Genomic DNA, 16,063 nt, shown 5'->3' on the forward strand with positions numbered 1-16,063 from the left:
TTTATTCCCATTCCTTGATACGCCCTGCCGTTCCGCATGCCTTTCATCCCGGCGCCTCTCAGAGGTCCGCAATGTGCATCTGGCCCGGTGCCGTGTCGTCCTTCGTTTTTCAAAGGCAGGATCCGCCAGAGTGACAATGCATCCCCTCCCGTTTCGCCCGGTCCTGCTCTCTGCTGTTGCTTTGCTGGCCTTGTCCGGCTGTAACCGCAAGGCCGCTCCCCCCGCCATGCCGCCGCAGCAGGTCGGGTTCATTACCCTGCAGCCGCAGTCCGTGAACGTGCACACCAGCCTGCCCGGCCGTACGGATGCTTATGAAATCGCACAGGTCCGCCCGCAGGTGACCGGCGTTATCCAGAAGCGTCTGTTTAAAGAAGGTGCTGATGTTCAGGCTGGCCAGCAACTTTATCAGATTGACCCCTCACGCTATCAGGCCGCCTATGACACGGCCCGCGGTCAGCTTGCCGAAGCCGAAGCGGCGGAAGTCACCGCCCGCGCCAAGCTTGAGCGTTTCAAGCCCCTGATGCAGGCCCATGCCGTCAGCCATCAGGATTATGATGATGCTCTGGCAGCCGAGAAAGAAGCCCAAGGCCGGATTCTGAACGCCAAGGGGCAGGTTGAAAGCGCTCTGGTTGATCTGGGCTATACACATCTGAACGCTCCCATCAGCGGGCGCATTGGCCGTACCATCATCACTGTTGGTGCGCTGGTTACAGCCAATCAGACCAACAACATCGCGATCGTCACGCGGCTGGACCCCATTTATGTGGACGTCAACCTGCCCGCCATCACCCTGCTGCGCCTCAAGCGCGAACTGGCTGAAGGCCGCATTACCCCTCAGGCCAACGGGGAGGTGCCCGTCACCCTCACGCTGGAAGATGGCAGCACTTACGAACATGTCGGCCGCATGGCGCTTTCTGAAGTCAACGTAGACCCCTCCACGGCGTCCGTCGTGGTCCGTGCGATCATGCCCAACCCGGACAAGCTCCTGCTGCCCGGCATGTTCGTGCATGCCCAGCTTGATGAAGGGGCGGACCCCAATGGTCTGCTCGTGCCGCAACAGGCTGTAAGCCGTAATACGCATGGAGATCCGCAGGTGTGGATCGTCAAGCCGGATAACACGGTGGAACTGCGGCAGATCCAGCTTGGTCAGGCGATCGGGATCAACTGGCTGGTGACAGGCGGCCTGAAGGCCGGCGAACGCGTTGTGACGGTCGGGCTTCAGAAAATCAAACCGGGTGCCAAAGTCAAACCCACGGAAGACGCAACCTCTCAGGCTGACTCGAATGCGTCCAGCCAGAACAAAGGGCAGTAACCCGGATGTCTCTTTCGCGTTTCTTTATTGACCGCCCCATTTTTGCATGGGTTATCAGCCTGATTATCATGCTGGTGGGCATTCTTTCCATTTTCCGGCTGCCAATCGCCCAATATCCGAGCATTGCACCGCCGCAGATCGCCATTACCGTCACCTATCCGGGGGCCTCGGCCGATACGGTGAACGATACGGTCGTACGGCCCATCCTGCAGCAGATGTTCGGGCTGGATCATCTGGAATATATCTCGGCGCAGTCCTACGTTTCGGGCCTGATGGAGATTGATCTCACCTTCGCGCAGGGCACCAACCCGGATATCGCGCAGGTGCAGGTGCAGAACAAGCTGCAACTGGCACAGCCGAAGCTGCCGCCAGAAGTCACGGCCCAGGGCCTGAGCATCACCAAGTCCGTCAAGAACTTCATGATGGTTCTGGCCTTCCTCTCCACCGATGGCAGCATGACGGGCAGTGATATTGCCGATTATGTCGCCTCCACCATTTCAGATCCGCTCAGCCGTGTCTCCGGTGTGGGGGATCACACCCTGTTCGGGGCCGAATATGCCATGCGCATCTGGATGGACCCCGGCAAGCTGTTCAGCTACGGCCTGACCGTCAAGGACGTCCAGACCGCCATCCAGACCCAGAACATTCAGGTGTCCTCTGGTGAACTGGGCGGGCTGCCCGCTAAAAAAGCCATCCGTCTGGATGCAACCATTATCGGCCCGACGCGCCTGACCTCCCCGGAGGAATTCCAGAAAATCCTGCTCAAGGTGCAGCCGGACGGCTCGCAGGTTCGCATCAGCGATATCGCGAAGGTCGAACTGGGGCCGCAGACCTACAATACCAATTCTTTCTACAACAACATGCCTGCCTCCGGCATGGCGCTGAAGCTGGCCCCCGGTGCCAACCAGATGCAGACGGAAGCGGCTGTCCGCGCCCAGATTGCCCAGCTTGAAAAATTCTTCCCGCCGGGCCTGAAAACCGTCTATCCGCTGGATACAGAGCCGTTCATCGTGCTCTCCATCAAGGAAGTGGTCATCACGCTGCTGGAAGCCATCGCGCTGGTTTTCGTGGTGATGCTGATCTTCCTGCAAAACTTCCGCGCAACGCTCATCCCGACCATTGCGGTGCCTGTGGTGCTGCTGGGCACGTTCGGGATGCTCAATATTCTGGGCTACTCCATCAACACCCTGACCATGCTGGCCATGATTCTGGCCGTGGGCCTGCTGGTGGATGACGCCATTGTGGTGGTGGAAAACGTTGAACGTGTGATGACGGAAAAGCGGCTTTCCCCGCTGGAAGCCTCACGCGTCTCCATGGATGAAATTTCCGGCGCCCTTATCGGCATCGTGCTGGTGCTGACGGCCGTGTTCCTGCCCATGGCTGCCTTCTCCGGCTCCACGGGGGTGATCTACCGCCAGTTCTCCGTCACCATTGTTGCGGCCATGTGGCTCTCCGTTCTGGTGGCCATGGTGCTGACCCCGGCCCTGTGCGCCACCATGCTCAAGGCAGGCACCCATGAAAAGACAACCGGCCCCGCAGGCTGGTTCAACCGCCAGTTCTCCCGCCTGACAAACGGGTATCTGCGCGGCGTGCAGTTCCTTATTGGCCGGACCGTGCTCTCCATGCTCGGCTTTGCCGTCATTACCGCGCTGGCCGTGTTCCTGTTCATGCGCCTTCCCGGCGGGTTCCTGCCGGATGAGGATCAGGGGTTGATTTTCGGGCAGGTCACCATGCCGCCCAACACACCCATGGCGGAAACACAGGCAGTCAACCACGAGATTGCAGACTACATCCTGAAGTCTGAAAGCGCTCTGGTGGAATCGGTCTATTCCATCAATGGCTTCAACTTCGCCGGGCAGGGCCAGAACTCCGGGGCGTTCTTCGTCCGTCTGAAGAACTGGGACAAACGCCCTCTGGCCTCCCAGACATCTTCCGCCATTGCCGCGCGTATCATGAAGCATTTCTGGTTCAGCCCCAAAGCCCAGATTTTTGCCATCAATCCGCCAGCGGTGCTGGAACTGGGCAACGCCACCGGCTTTGACCTTGAACTGGAAGACCGCGGCCATCTGGGCCACCAGAAGCTGCTGCAGGCGCGCAACATGGTGCTCGGCATGGCGTCCAAAGACCCACGCCTGATGGCCGTACGCCCGAACGGCATGGAAGATGCCTCCCAATATCATCTGGATATCGACCGGGAAAAAGCCAACGCGTTCGGTATTTCGATTGATGACATCAACAACACCATTCAGGGAGCGCTGGGGTCTATCTACGTCAACCAGTTTACCCGGAATGACCGTGTCAAACAGGTCTATATTCAGGGCATCCCGGACTCACGCATGCTCCCGAGCGACCTGGACAAATGGTACATCCGCAATGCCCAGAACACCCTGACACCCCTCAATGCCTTTGTTTCCGGGCACTGGGCTGTCGGGCCGCAGAAAGTGGAAAACTACAACGGCCTGAATTCCTTTGAAATTCTGGGTCAGCCCGCTGTGGGCTACAGCTCGGGCGATTCCATCAACGCCATCAAAAGCATTCTGGCCAAGCTGCCCGCTGGTGTGGGGTATGAGTGGACCGGTCTCTCCTTTGAGCAGGTTGCTTCCGGCTCTTCCACCGGACCGCTCTATGCGCTGGCGGTGATTGTCATCCTGCTGTGCCTGGCTGCCCTGTATGAAAGCTGGGCAATCCCGCTTGCGGTGATGCTGGTCATCCCCCTTGGCGTTCTGGGGGCCATTGCCGCAACACTCTGGCGGCACCTTGATAACGACGTCTATTTTCAGGTGGGGCTGCTGACCACCGTTGGTCTGGCGGTGAAAAACGCCATTCTGATTGTGGAATTCGCCAAAATGGCCTTCGAGCGTGGCGAAAGCCTGAGTGATGCCGTGCTGACTGCCGCACGTGAACGCCTGCGGCCTATTCTGATGACCTCCATTGCGCTGGTTGTCGGCGTGTTTCCGCTGGCTATTGCCACCGGGGCGGGCAGCGCCTCCCGCATTGCCATCGGCACGGCCGTGGTGGGGGGCATGGCCACAGCCACCCTGCTGGCGGTCTACTTCGTGCCGGTGTTCTTTGTCGTGATTTTGCGGCTGTTCAAGGTCAAACGTTTAAGCGAACGTCAGGACGCTCCGGCTCCTGCTCCGTCTGCTACCGGAAGCGAGTAAGAGCATGTCTTCACACCCATCTTCACACACCCCGCGCCGCTTCCGTGCCGTGAGTGTGGCTCTGGCAGCCGGTCTGCTATCCGGCTGCACCATGATCCCGAAATACACGCGCCCTGCCCCGCCCCTGGCCACCACATGGCCGGGGTATCAGGCAACGGGGAACCCGCGCCTTGCACAGGCCGCCTCCGATATCGGCTGGGAGGATTTCTTCACAGACCCCCGGCTGAAGGCGCTGATTACCATTGCCCTGCGCCAGAACCGGGATTTACGGATTTCGGCGGCCAACATCGCGCAGGCGCAGGGGCAGTATGATGTGCAGCATGCCGGCCTGTTCCCCACCATAAGCGCCACGGGCGGCCCGATGTATCAGGCTCCGTCCGATGCGGCGGGTCTGAGCTTCGCCCCCGGTCTGGATACCAACAAGAGCAGCGGCGGCATGGCGCGTAATCCATTCCGCTACTATTCCGGCGGCATTGGCTTCTCATCCTACGAGATCGACCTGTTCGGCCGCATTCGCAGCCTGACACAGGAATCCGCCCAGAAGGCACTGGCGCAGGAAGCCTCCCAGCGCAGCATGCTCATCAGCATTATTTCCCAGGTTGCCACCGCCTATGTCACATGGCTGGGGGATCGAGATACTCTGGCAGTGGCCGAAACAACGCTGGCCAACCAGCAGGACACCCTGAACCTGACCCGTGCGAAATTTGAACATGGGGAAGAAAACCTGCTCACCGTCCGTCAGGCCGAAACGCAGGTGCAGCAGAGTGCCGGCCTGCGCGCGGACTCCCGCCGGAAAGTGGAGCAGGATGAAAATCTGATTGCCCTGCTGATTGGCGCGCCCATCCCTGCCGATCTGCCCCCGCCCCACGCTCTGGGCGAGCAGACCATTCTGGCGGACCTGCCCGCAGGCCTGCCTTCAGACCTGCTGGAGAGGCGGCCGGATATTGTGGCGGCCGAGCATAACCTGCTGGCGGCCCAGGCGAATATCGGGGCGGCCCGCGCCGCATTCTTCCCGCGCCTGACCCTTACGGCGTCAGACGGCGTATCCAGCCTGCAATTCCACAAGCTGTTTACCGCTGCCGCCACCACGTGGGGGCTGAACCCCTCCCTGCAGATCCCGCTCTGGACATGGGGGATGAACAGCGGGAACCTGAAAGCCTCCAAAGCCGCGCGTGATGGCCAGATTGCCACGTATGAAAAAACGGTCCAGAGCGCCTTCCGTGAAGTGGCGGATGCTCTGGCGGCGCGTGAAGCCTATCTGGACGAGAAAAAGCAGGCGGATGCTCTGGTGGTCTCCTCCGCTGATGCCTTCCGTCTGGCAAAAATGCGCTTTAACGCCGGGTCCGATTCCTATCTGACCACTCTGGAATCCCAGCGTTCCTATCTTCAGGCCCAGCAGTCACAGATTGCGGTGGCTGTTTCAAAATACCAGAACCTGATCACCATCTATCGTGCTCTGGGGGGCGGCTGGAAACAGCACACCCAGCCTCCTGCACAGCCGTCCTCAGTTGTGCGGGCCGCTGGCACAGCGACCAACAGCGCAACCACTCACGCGGGCTGAACAGCCCGCGCTGGACACCTTTATGGCGGCGCACACGCCCCTTTCTTCTCCTCCCGGCGGGCCAACGACCAACGCCGGGGGCACGAAGGCCTCTCCCCCACTTTAAACAAGAATGCGCTGCATGGCGCACCGTGTGCCTGGGGGAAAGCCGCTGGCTTCCTCCTCCTCAAGAAGGCTCTGTAACCCGCTACCAGGCGGGAACTGCTCGAGAATGGTGAAGCCCATTTTGCGGTAAAACGGAGCATTCCAGGGCACATCCCGACATGTTGTGAGGGTCACCCTGCGCAGTCCGGCCTGCCGTGCCGCCTGACAGGCGGCTGTCAGCAACGCCCGACCAGCACCGTGCCCCTGCGCCTCGGCCCTGACGGACATTTCCAGAATATGGAGGCTCTCAGCCTGACGCTCCGCCGTCAGAAAACCAAGCGGGCGCTCCTGCTCGCTTGTCACAGCCACCCAGCATGTCCCGGCCCACACACTGGCCAGATGGGTAGCCAATGGCAAACACGCCCCATCAGCAAGCCACGCCAGAGCAGGAAAGGCCCGGAAACTCTGGGCCGCGGAGCGTTCAATATCAGGAAGGCACGCGGCCTCATCCTGCCGCGCCAGCCTTACAGACACAAAAGATGCGTTTTTCATCAGCGAGACGTTATCAGACAGCGGCATGAATGACATGCGCAGAAGCCTGACCCACACCGCTTTTCTGTGGCCAGCCGAAATAGGAGAAGATGCGAGCGCGATCGAAATCCGTCACTGTGCGGAAGCCTGCCTCGGCAAGCATGGTCGCCATCTCAGGGGCATTAAAACGGCTTACCCACGGCTCCCCCAGCAAAGCCACGCGGCGTTCAAGCGCTTCCATGAACAGACGGCCCAGCCCCTGATAGTTTTCAACGGGCTCACCATAATCGAAGACAAGCTCAGCCTGCGGAATGCTCGCAATAAAACTGAGCGTGTTCTGAATACTCTTGCGTGTCAGATACGGGGTAACACCCAGCCAGGAGAAAAAAGCCGGACGGTGCAGGTCAAAACCAGCCTGAACCAGACCAGTTTTCACACTCTCCTTTTCAAAATCGACAGGGATAAACGTCAGCAGATCCGGAACCGAAATCCCCACTTCCGCGATATGCCTCTTTTTCCACACCTGCATACGCGGTGTATCGACTTCGAACATTTTCAGCCCTTCCGCCGCATAAGGGTTCCGAAGGCCTAACGTATCCAGTCCGGCTCCAAGCACAACAGCCTGACGCACACCGTGGCGTACAGCCAGCGCAAGCTTATCCTCGGCAATCCGGCTTCTGACGGCCATGAACTGCCGGAAGCCCTGCTCGCCCGGCGCATCCGCACACGCCAAAACCGCGTCAGCCTCATCACCAAGCAGTCTGATGGCAAGAGGATCATGAAAAATCATGCCTCGCTCAGCCTGCTGATGCTTTGCCCGATGCTGCGCAACACGCCAGGCCGTTCTGCTCGGACAGGTCATGCGCTACGTCCCCATGAGAAAATGGTCGAAAAAAAAGGCCGTCTGAGAGACGACCTTTTTTATACCTGAACGGATCAGACTTTTTCAGACCCGGATGGCTTTACTTGGCTGCAGAAAGTTTCAGCACCCAGAGCTGCGCAATGTCCTGTGCGCCACTGCCGCCATCAACGGTTTTAAGCGTTGCAATGGCATCCGCCTTCTTGCCAGCGGCAAGCTGCGCCAGACCATAGTGCAGGCGGGCAACGTTCACATCCGTCACGCCCTTGGCAATCGCCTGCTGCATCAGCGCCAGACCTTTATCAGCCTGACCGAAGGTGACGTCATTATAGCCAACCGTCAGCAGGTCATCACCGGTTTTCTGCTTGAGAGCAGCCGCTTCATCCGCCGCGATGGAGGCTTTTTTATCCGCAACGGATTTTTCCACCATGGCTTTCAGGCGGGCCTGACGCGGTGCTTCCGCCCCCTGCCCGAGCACATTGGCCTGATACCCCTGGTTCATCAGGTCCAGCGCCAGCTGGGGCATACCGGCCTGCATGGCGATTTCCGTCATATCCATGAAGTCACGCGCCTGAGAGACATTCCCGGCAGCCAGACGGATACGATAGACATCAAGCTGGAGTGACGGCGGAATTTTCGGGTTCACGATGAGCTCGTGCAGCAGCAGCGCCCAATATTCCTTTTTGGGATAATAGGTGGCCAGCAGCACATACGCATGCGTGGTGGTGGTGGAATCCTTCATGGCGGTAGCACTTGCGCCCAGCATCTGGAGCTGGGATTCCGCAGGCACCTTCTTCGCCTTGATTTCCTGATCAATCTGCTGCTTCAGCACACGAACGGAATTCGGATAATCTTTCTGAAGGTAGTAGGACTGCGCCAGAAGCGTATCCATTGTGGCGTTGGGGCCAACTTCCTTCTGGTACCGCTCAATGGCCTTCACCGCGCGCGGATAATCCTTTGCGGTATAAGCCATTGTCGCTTCAGACATCAGCATCTGGTGCTTTGTGTCTTTCGGCGTGCGGGGGGAGGCAATCAGCTTGTCATAAGCAGAGGTTGCCTCATCAATTTTCCCGGCCTGCGTTGCCACTGCGGCGCGCATCTGGGTAATCGTGTAGGACTCGTAGTCACTCTTGCCCTTTACCGCATCGGCGGCGTCCACCGCAGCCATGGCCTTGGTGTAGTCGTGAGCGGACAGGGCGGATTGTGCCTGCTGAAGCGCCTTGCCAACACCTGCCCCCAGAACATCCTCAGCCTTGGCTGCGGGATAAGAGAAAGCAAATGCTGCGCTGGCGAACAACGCGACGCGTAAAAGACGAGATGACATCAGATCACTGACCTTCTGCGAATTGTTCCTGCCCGACGATACCAAGCTTGGTGACACCAAGCCGCTGGGCGTCTGCCATAACATGCACCACAGTTTTGTAATCGGCCAGACGGTTTGGTTGCAGATGCACTTCCGGCTGAGAGGCTTCCGGCCCTGTGGCCGCTTCTCTCAGGCGCGCCTGAAGCTCATCCTCACTGGAAACAGGCTGCCCGTTCCAGGTAATGCTGTTGTCAAAATCAACCGCAAGCGTCACCACCGGCGTTTCAACCGTAGAGGGCGGCGGGTTGCCCTGCGGAAGATCAATGGAAACGGCCTGGGTCTGCAAAGGAATTGTGATGATAAGCATGATCAGCAGAACCAGCATCACGTCGATCAGCGGCGTGGTGTTGATATCGACAATGCCTTCGTCTTCCGTCGTGCTTTCCGATCCGACATTCATGCCCATGGGCTGTCACTCTCTCAAACTCTGGTTCCACGGCGCGGTCCAAACCAGGCCGGACGCGGGATAGTGGACTGAAGGCCCGCCCCCTCCCCCTCACGGGAGGGAGGGCGGAACTTTCCTGCTTGGTCAGTTGGTTTTTGGCCGCTCGGTAATAAAGTCGATACGATAGATACCAGCTTCCTGACAGGCCTCGATCAGCTTGCCGACTGATTCATAGCGGGTTTTCACATCGCCACGAATCTGGATCTGCGGCTGAGGTTTCTGGACTGCCGCCTTTTCAAGCCGGTCCAGAAGATCAGCCCGGCCCTTGAGTGGCGTTTCATCCCAGTATGCCTGTCCGTTCTCCGTCACTGCAAGCACGACGTTGGACATCTTTGTCTGTGTCGGCTGGTTCATATCCTTCGGCAAAGAGACTTTGACCGTGTGGGTTGCAACCGGAATTGTGATCAGAAAGATGATCAGCAACACCAGCATGACATCAACGAGAGGCGTTGTGTTGATCGCCGATACGACGTCGTCTTCGCCCCCGCTGTCTCCGACAGACATACCCATGATTAACCTACCCGGTTAGAGATGGTTGAGGTGGTGGGAGAGTTATCGGCACGCACAACAATGCTTTCCACACCGGCACCGTGGCGCAGGCCACCGATCAGGATGGACTGAAGGTCAGCCGCGAAGTCACGCACGCGGTCCATTGCACCTTTGTTACGACGCACCAGCAGGTTGTACCCCAGCACGGCCGGAACAGCGGTGGCCAGACCAATAGCTGTCATGATCAGAGATTCACCAACCGGACCGGCAACCTTGTCGATGGACGCCTGGCCGGCAATGCCGATGGCGGTCAGGGCATGATAAATACCCCAGACGGTGCCGAACAGACCAACGAACGGAGAGGTTGAACCCACGGTGCCCAGGAAGGCCAGACCAGACTGAAGGCTGTTCTGGATGTTGTTCACCGAACGCTGAATGGACAGGGAGGTCCAGCTGTTCAGGTCGATGGATTCCTGCATCGTGCCTTCATGGTGTTCTGCTGCAACAATGCCGGTATCGGCAATGTAGCGGAACGGAGAGGTCGGTTTCAGGGCGGCAGCGCCTTCCTGAATCGTGCTCTTTGTCCAGAACAGCTTGGTGGCTTCCTTGGCGGCAGCGAACAGACGGGCCTGCTCAAAGAACTTGGTGATCATGATGTACCAGGTGCCGAGGGACATGATCAGCATGATCACCAGCACGCCACGAGCAATAATGTCACCGTTGGACCACAGGGCGCCAAGACCGTACGGGTTGGCTTCTTCCTTTACGGCCGGAGCTGCTGCCGGGGCCGCAGGAGCGGAGGCATCGGGTGCAGGGGCAGCAGCGGGAGCTGCCGTATCTGCTGCCGGAGCCGGGGCCGGAGCTGCGGCAGGAGCAGCCGCATCGGGAGCAGGAGCGGCAGGCGCTGAAGCGGCAGGAGCGGAGGAGGCATCCTGTGCGAGAGCCAGAACCGGTGTCACCGTGCCCAGCATGACCGCGAGGGCAGGAACCGCGAGACCCGACACTGGAAGACGAGACAGTCTGATCATGTACCTAAAAATCCTTATCTTTTCGGCCTGGTGACGGGAGCCTCCCGCCACCAGGTAGTTTTCTGCAGAGTTCGGCGTGATGCCGGGGTCAGTCATCCAGTCTGAACCTGATCACATACACCTTGTGAAGCTCCTTGACGGGAGAACCATTCTTCATGGCCGGGCGGTACCGGGCCTTGTGAACGTAATCCAGAGCAGCCTGCGCGAAGGATTGTCCTCCCTGCACGGACTGAACAGAACAGTTGCTCGTCATCCCCGTTGTTTCCACATCGCATGCAACAGTCACGCGGCCTTCAATATTGTCTTCCTCCATATCAGGCGGATAGACAGGCCGGGCGTTGTTCAGCGGCGATGTTCCTGCCGATGTATCCGGCGAGTTGGACGGTGCCGCGTGGGACGCCGGTTCACTCGATACAGGTGGCGCCGGTGCCGTAACTGTCTGCGGGGGCGACGCCTTTTTGGGCGGCGTACGAGAGACATGCTTGATCGGCGGGTTCGGCGGCGGCGGCAGCTGTATCTTCGGCGGCGGAATATACGGCGGCGGCGGAACCGTCATGACTGGCGGCGGCGGGGGCGGCGGCGGCGGGGGCGGTGGTGGTGGCGGTGGTGGCAGAATTCTGGTCTTGATGGGCGGATGCGTCACCGGAACGCTTGCAGACGTCCCCATGCCGTACATAAGTCCCACAACCGCCAAAAGATGCAGCAGAATTACAACCAGCAGAGCAACAACACCGACAACAGCTCCTGTTCCGACGACAAAGCGCACCGGACTCCGTTGCTGTTGCGTGTGGTCCTTCATATTTCTACATCCTCCTTCTTCCACGCCAGCCAAGGAAACACTGGCCAGCGCCATCACCTGATCTATGGCATCAAAAACTGATGGCCCTGCACCAACATTTCGTGCCTCAGCACTGGATAGACTGACAGAGCTGCATGGCTGCCATCTTCCTGACCTTGATTGGGCAATTTGACAGCATATATGTCAAGAATGTTCTTGATCGAAAATGAACGCTGCCCCGTTAACGGGCATAGTGCTCATTAAACAGGCGGGAAGCCTGAATCCGCAGAAAAATGCCATTTTTTGTACAGGCAGGGAAAAAACGAGCGTCTCTCTGCCTGTTTTCAGACCATTACAATTTTAAAAAAAATTTCTTCTTAACGCGCACAAAGCTGTCGTGGTTTCACGTCTGCGCGAAATATAAAAAAACAGGCCTCAGAGAGGCCTGTTTTTCACCCGCCGAAAATGCGCTGTTTATTGCGCGTTCGCACTGGCTTCAGAGCGGGTAGCCCCCACACGGGCGGCAAGAGCGGCGGCCATGAATGCATCAAGGTCCCCATCCAGCACGGCCCCGGGATTCCCGGTTTCCACGTTGGTGCGCAGGTCCTTGACCATCTGATACGGTGCCAGAACATAAGACCGGATCTGGTGCCCCCAGCCGATATCTGTCTTGGCGGCTTCCGTTGCGGCGGCGGCGGCTTCACGCTTTTGCAGTTCCACCTCATACATCCGCGCCCGCAGCATCTGCATGGCCGTTGCACGGTTGCGGTGCTGGGAGCGGTCCGTCTGGCACGCCACCACAATCCCGGTGGGGATATGGGTGATACGGATGGCCGAATCGGTCTTGTTGACGTGCTGCCCACCCGCGCCGGAGGCACGGAATGTATCTACCTTCAGGTCGGAATCGTTGATTTCGATCTCGATCGAATCATCAATCACCGGATAAACCCAGACAGAGGCAAAGGACGTCTGCCGCCGGGCCGCCGCATCGAACGGAGAGATGCGCACCAGACGGTGAACCCCGGCTTCCGTCTTCAGCCAGCCATAGGCATTCGGGCCGGACACCAGCATGGTTGCGGATTTCAGGCCGGCCTGTTCCCCTTCGGAACTTTCCATCAGCGTGACCTTGTACCCATGGGCTTCCGCCCAGCGGGTGTACATCCGCAGCATCATTTCCGCCCAGTCCTGCGCTTCCGTGCCACCGGCACCCGCATTGACTTCCACGTAGCAGTCATTGCTGTCCGCCTCGCCAGACAGCAGGCTTTCGGTCTCGCGGCGTTTGGCTTCTTCGGCCAGCGCCTTCAGGGCAGCGGTGGCTTCCGCCACAATCTCCGCATCCCCTTCCGCTTCCGCCATTTCCACCAGTTCACAGGTTTCCTGCACGCTGGTTTCAAGCTTCTGCACACCGTCCACCTGCCCGGCCAGCAGCGTGCGTTCACGCATCAGCTTCTGGGCAGCGTCGGAATCATTCCACAGATCCGGGTCTTCAGCCCGGTTGTTCAGTTCGGCAAGTCTGGCCTGGGCGACATCCCAGTTAAAGATGCCTCCTCAGCAGTGCCACCGACTGCTTGATCTGGTCATTAAGCGCTTCTGTTTCAGCCGACATCGGGCTGTCTCTCCATCAGGTCTTTAAGAAGAACGTCTTACGTTTGCGAACGGCCTCAATAAAGGCCGCCCATGCCAATGTCACCCCCGGAAGCGGCTGGTGGTGCTTTTGGCGTGCCGGGGGCTGCAACCTGGCTTGGGTTACCAGAGCCTGCACCGGGCTGGCCCGATCCGGCATCCATATCATTTTCCGAAGTCGGCATGTTCTCAGCCCCGGTGTCCGCCGCCGTCAGCTCGTGCGAGGCTCCGTTATCCGCCAGACTGACACTCACACCCGGAATCTGTCCGGGCTTGAAGGCATCCACCGCCACACCCCGGCCCGTGTCATAGCGCACCAGCGTCACGCCCTCCGGCGCGGCGAAGTCGAGCTTCGGGTGGCCCTCAAACGCGACTTTCATCACCTTGTTCCAGATCGGACCGGCAATGGCGCCACCGGTTTCGTTCTTGCCCAGAGATTCCGGCGTATCAAACCCGATCCAGACAACTGTCACCAGATCAGGAGAATAGCCCGCGAACCATGCATCATTGAAGTTCTGGCTGGTGCCGGTCTTCCCGGCCACGGGGTAATCAATCCCCTTCCCGGCCTCCACGCCGGTCCCGCGCCGGATGACATCCTGCAGCATGGTCGTAATCTGGAACGCGCTCTGCTCGGAGGCCACACGCGGGCGGTTATCCTGCAATTCCGGCAGATCACCCTGCCCCGGCAGAGCCGCCTGTGTCGCTTTGTCCGGTGCCTGAGCCGGGGCGGCGGCTGGTGTTTTGGCATCAGCCTGCCCTTTTGGAGCATCCGGGAAAACGGCATCGGCCTCCGTGGAGGAGGCACCGGCAGGCGGCGTGGCCTTGGCATCCGCCCCCTGCGCCGAAGCCGCAATCAGGGAAATCCCCTCCGGACGCCAGATCACATGCCCTTCGCGGTCCTGCACATCGTCAATCAGGGTCGGGGTTACTTTCCGCCCTCCCGCAGCAATCGAGGCATAGGCTCCGGCTTCTTTCAGCACGGTTGTTTCCACCGCCCCGAGAGCCGCTGGCAACACATGGGGCATGGAGTCCACCAGGCCGATTCGGGTTGCCATATCCGCCACGTTCTTGATGCCGATATGGGCTGCCAGACGGATGGTCACCAGATTGCGGGATTCGCGCAGGGCGTCATGCAGGGAGGTCGGCCCCCAGAAATCCTTCTCATAGTTATTCGGGTGCCAGGCTCCGTAAGAAACCGGCGAATCGCTGAATGACTGCGAGGGCGAAATGCCCTGCTCCATGGCCTGCAGATAGACAAACGGCTTGAAGGACGAACCGGGCTGACGCAGGGCCTGTGTGGCACGGTCAAACTGCGACATCTGGAAGGACCAGCCCCCCACCAGCGCCAGAACACGGCCCGTGCGGGCATTCATCGTGACGACCGCGCCTTCTACATGCGGCACCTGCATCAGCGCCACGCGGCTGCTCTGGGCCTGCGGTTCGACCATCACAAGATCGCCCGCCTTCAAGGACCGGAAACGCCGCACCCATGCCAGATCCCGCTCCTGAATCTCGCCTGTCTGCGGTGTACCGCCTTGCATGCTGGCCCCACGGCGGACAACAGCCCCCTCCAGCCAGCCAACGCGGCCATGAACCGGGTCCAGCACCACAGCCAGACGCCACTGATCCAGCATGCCCGGCGGTGCAGCCTCCGCCTTCAGCGCCGCGGCCCAGTCTTCCTGAGAGGACGAGGCATTAATGGCTTGCAGATGTCTGACCGGCCCACGCCAGCCCCCATGTGCGCGGTCATACGCCATCAGCCCCTGCCGCAGCACGGTCTGCGCGGCAAGCTGAAGGGCCGGATCGAGACTGGTGTGCACATCCAGCCCGCCCTGCATGGTCATGTCCTGACCGTATTTTTCCAGAAGCTGCCGCCGCACTTCCTCGGCAAACCACTCGGAGCCCGGAGCCGGGCCAGGCCGCACGAAATTATGCGGGATCAGCGGTTCAGCTTCCGCCGCACGGGCGGCCTCATGCGTCAGCGCGCCGGTTTCCGCCATACGTTCCAGCACCCAGTTACGCCGCCCCCGCGCGGCATCCGGGAAGCGGACCGGGTTATAATTGGTGGGAGATTTGGGCAGCGCGCCAAGGAACGCGGCTTCCGCATCATCAAGCTGGTCAAGCGGTTTGTTGAAATAGGTCTGCGCGGCAGCCCCGATCCCGTAAGCCCCGCTGCCGAGATAGATTTCGTTCAGATAGATTTCGAGAATTTTTTCCTTGGGCAGAACCTGCTCAATCCGCATGGCCAGAAACGCTTCCTTGGCCTTGCGCTTCATGGAGACAGCATTACTGCCCAGCAGCATGACGCGCGCCACCTGCTGCGTGATGGTGGAAGCCCCAATCGGTCTGCGGCCCTTGCCGCGTGTCAGGTCTGTCAGCCCCGCGCGGGCAATCGCCATCGGGTCCACCCCGTTATGGCTCCAGAACTTCTGGTCTTCCGCGGCAATAAAGGCGTTCTTCACCCGGTCGGGAATGGCGCTGTAGGGCACAAACACCCGGCGCTCATCCGCCAGTTCGGCAATCAGCCGGTCATCCGACGCATAAAGGCGGCTCATTACCGGCGGCTGATAGGTGCGCAACCCCTCAACCGTTGGCAGGTCCGCCACGAGACCCTCATACTGATTCCATACGAAAACAGCCGCCCCCGTGGTGCCCACCAGCGCGACTGCGGCAACCGTGCCCAGCAGCCCCCGCCACTGGCGGAAACGCGGCCTGCGCCATGCCATACCCTGCCGGGGGGAGGCCGCGCTCCCATCGGTTTTACTGGAAGAAGACCCGGGTTCACCAGAAGACGGAGTGCTTGTCATGCTGGTCCTTTACCATTCTCAT

At 59.8% G+C, this 16,063-nt stretch carries 13 protein-coding genes; 4 read left to right on the plus strand and 9 right to left on the minus strand.

What is annotated here, in order from left to right:
• Positions 1-136: 136 nt before the first annotated feature.
• From GOB82_RS03830 to GOB82_RS03840, 3 genes are read left to right on the plus strand one after another with little or no spacing between them, the layout of a single operon-like run.
• Positions 137-1,312: an efflux RND transporter periplasmic adaptor subunit gene (locus GOB82_RS03830; RefSeq protein WP_166120399.1), complete on the plus strand. Its 1,176-nt coding sequence runs from the start codon at positions 137-139 to the stop codon at positions 1,310-1,312.
• Between the two features lie 5 nt (positions 1,313-1,317).
• On the plus strand, positions 1,318-4,473 hold the full coding sequence (locus GOB82_RS03835) for an efflux RND transporter permease subunit (protein ID WP_166119919.1): 3,156 nt from the start codon (positions 1,318-1,320) through the stop codon (positions 4,471-4,473).
• Positions 4,474-4,477: 4 nt separating this feature from the next.
• Positions 4,478-6,034 (plus strand): efflux transporter outer membrane subunit, encoded by a 1,557-nt coding sequence (locus GOB82_RS03840; protein ID WP_166119921.1) that lies wholly within the window; start codon positions 4,478-4,480, stop codon positions 6,032-6,034.
• Positions 6,035-6,136: 102 nt separating this feature from the next.
• Here the strand turns inward: GOB82_RS03840 and GOB82_RS03845 are convergent, their stop codons facing one another.
• Positions 6,137-6,706, minus strand: coding sequence for a GNAT family N-acetyltransferase (locus GOB82_RS03845; protein ID WP_242007180.1), 570 nt, complete (start codon positions 6,704-6,706; stop codon positions 6,137-6,139).
• Positions 6,684-7,439, minus strand: coding sequence for a class I SAM-dependent methyltransferase (locus tag GOB82_RS03850; RefSeq protein ID WP_242007181.1), 756 nt, complete (start codon positions 7,437-7,439; stop codon positions 6,684-6,686). The genes GOB82_RS03845 and GOB82_RS03850 overlap by 23 nt, the downstream gene beginning before the upstream one ends.
• On the opposite strand from GOB82_RS03850, the gene GOB82_RS13365 reads away from it, so the two are divergent.
• Positions 7,428-7,580, plus strand: a complete 153-nt coding sequence (locus tag GOB82_RS13365; RefSeq protein WP_242007182.1) for a hypothetical protein — start codon at positions 7,428-7,430, stop codon at positions 7,578-7,580. The genes GOB82_RS03850 and GOB82_RS13365 overlap by 12 nt on opposite strands.
• A gap of 31 nt (positions 7,581-7,611) precedes the next feature.
• Here GOB82_RS13365 and GOB82_RS03855 read toward each other — a convergent pair whose 3' ends face one another.
• From GOB82_RS03855 to GOB82_RS03885, 7 genes are all read right to left on the minus strand, one after another.
• Complete coding sequence (locus tag GOB82_RS03855; RefSeq protein WP_166119927.1) at positions 7,612-8,832, minus strand: tetratricopeptide repeat protein; 1,221 nt, start codon at positions 8,830-8,832, stop codon at positions 7,612-7,614.
• Positions 8,833-8,836: 4 nt separating this feature from the next.
• Positions 8,837-9,277: an ExbD/TolR family protein gene (locus GOB82_RS03860; RefSeq protein ID WP_166119930.1), complete on the minus strand. Its 441-nt coding sequence runs from the start codon at positions 9,275-9,277 to the stop codon at positions 8,837-8,839.
• A gap of 123 nt (positions 9,278-9,400) precedes the next feature.
• On the minus strand, positions 9,401-9,826 hold the full coding sequence (locus GOB82_RS03865; RefSeq protein WP_166119933.1) for an ExbD/TolR family protein: 426 nt from the start codon (positions 9,824-9,826) through the stop codon (positions 9,401-9,403).
• 2 nt (positions 9,827-9,828) lie between these two features.
• Positions 9,829-10,833 carry a MotA/TolQ/ExbB proton channel family protein gene (locus tag GOB82_RS03870; protein WP_166119935.1) on the minus strand — a complete coding sequence of 335 codons (1,005 nt, stop codon included), beginning with the start codon at positions 10,831-10,833 and terminating at the stop codon, positions 9,829-9,831.
• Between the two features lie 88 nt (positions 10,834-10,921).
• On the minus strand, positions 10,922-11,632 hold the full coding sequence (locus GOB82_RS03875; protein WP_166119937.1) for an energy transducer TonB: 711 nt from the start codon (positions 11,630-11,632) through the stop codon (positions 10,922-10,924).
• Between the two features lie 453 nt (positions 11,633-12,085).
• Positions 12,086-13,217, minus strand: a protein-coding gene (gene prfB, locus GOB82_RS03880; RefSeq protein WP_166119940.1) for a peptide chain release factor 2 whose coding sequence is annotated in 2 segments (ribosomal slippage) — positions 12,086-13,147 and positions 13,149-13,217 — 1,131 coding nt in all. Because the reading frame shifts where the segments join, the coding sequence is not laid out codon by codon here.
• A 55-nt stretch (positions 13,218-13,272) separates the two neighbouring features.
• Complete coding sequence (locus tag GOB82_RS03885; protein WP_166119943.1) at positions 13,273-16,041, minus strand: penicillin-binding protein 1A; 2,769 nt, start codon at positions 16,039-16,041, stop codon at positions 13,273-13,275.
• Positions 16,042-16,063: the final 22 nt, after the last annotated feature.

Source organism: Acetobacter farinalis (assembly GCF_011516935.1).
Lineage (GTDB): Bacteria > Pseudomonadota > Alphaproteobacteria > Acetobacterales > Acetobacteraceae > Acetobacter > Acetobacter farinalis.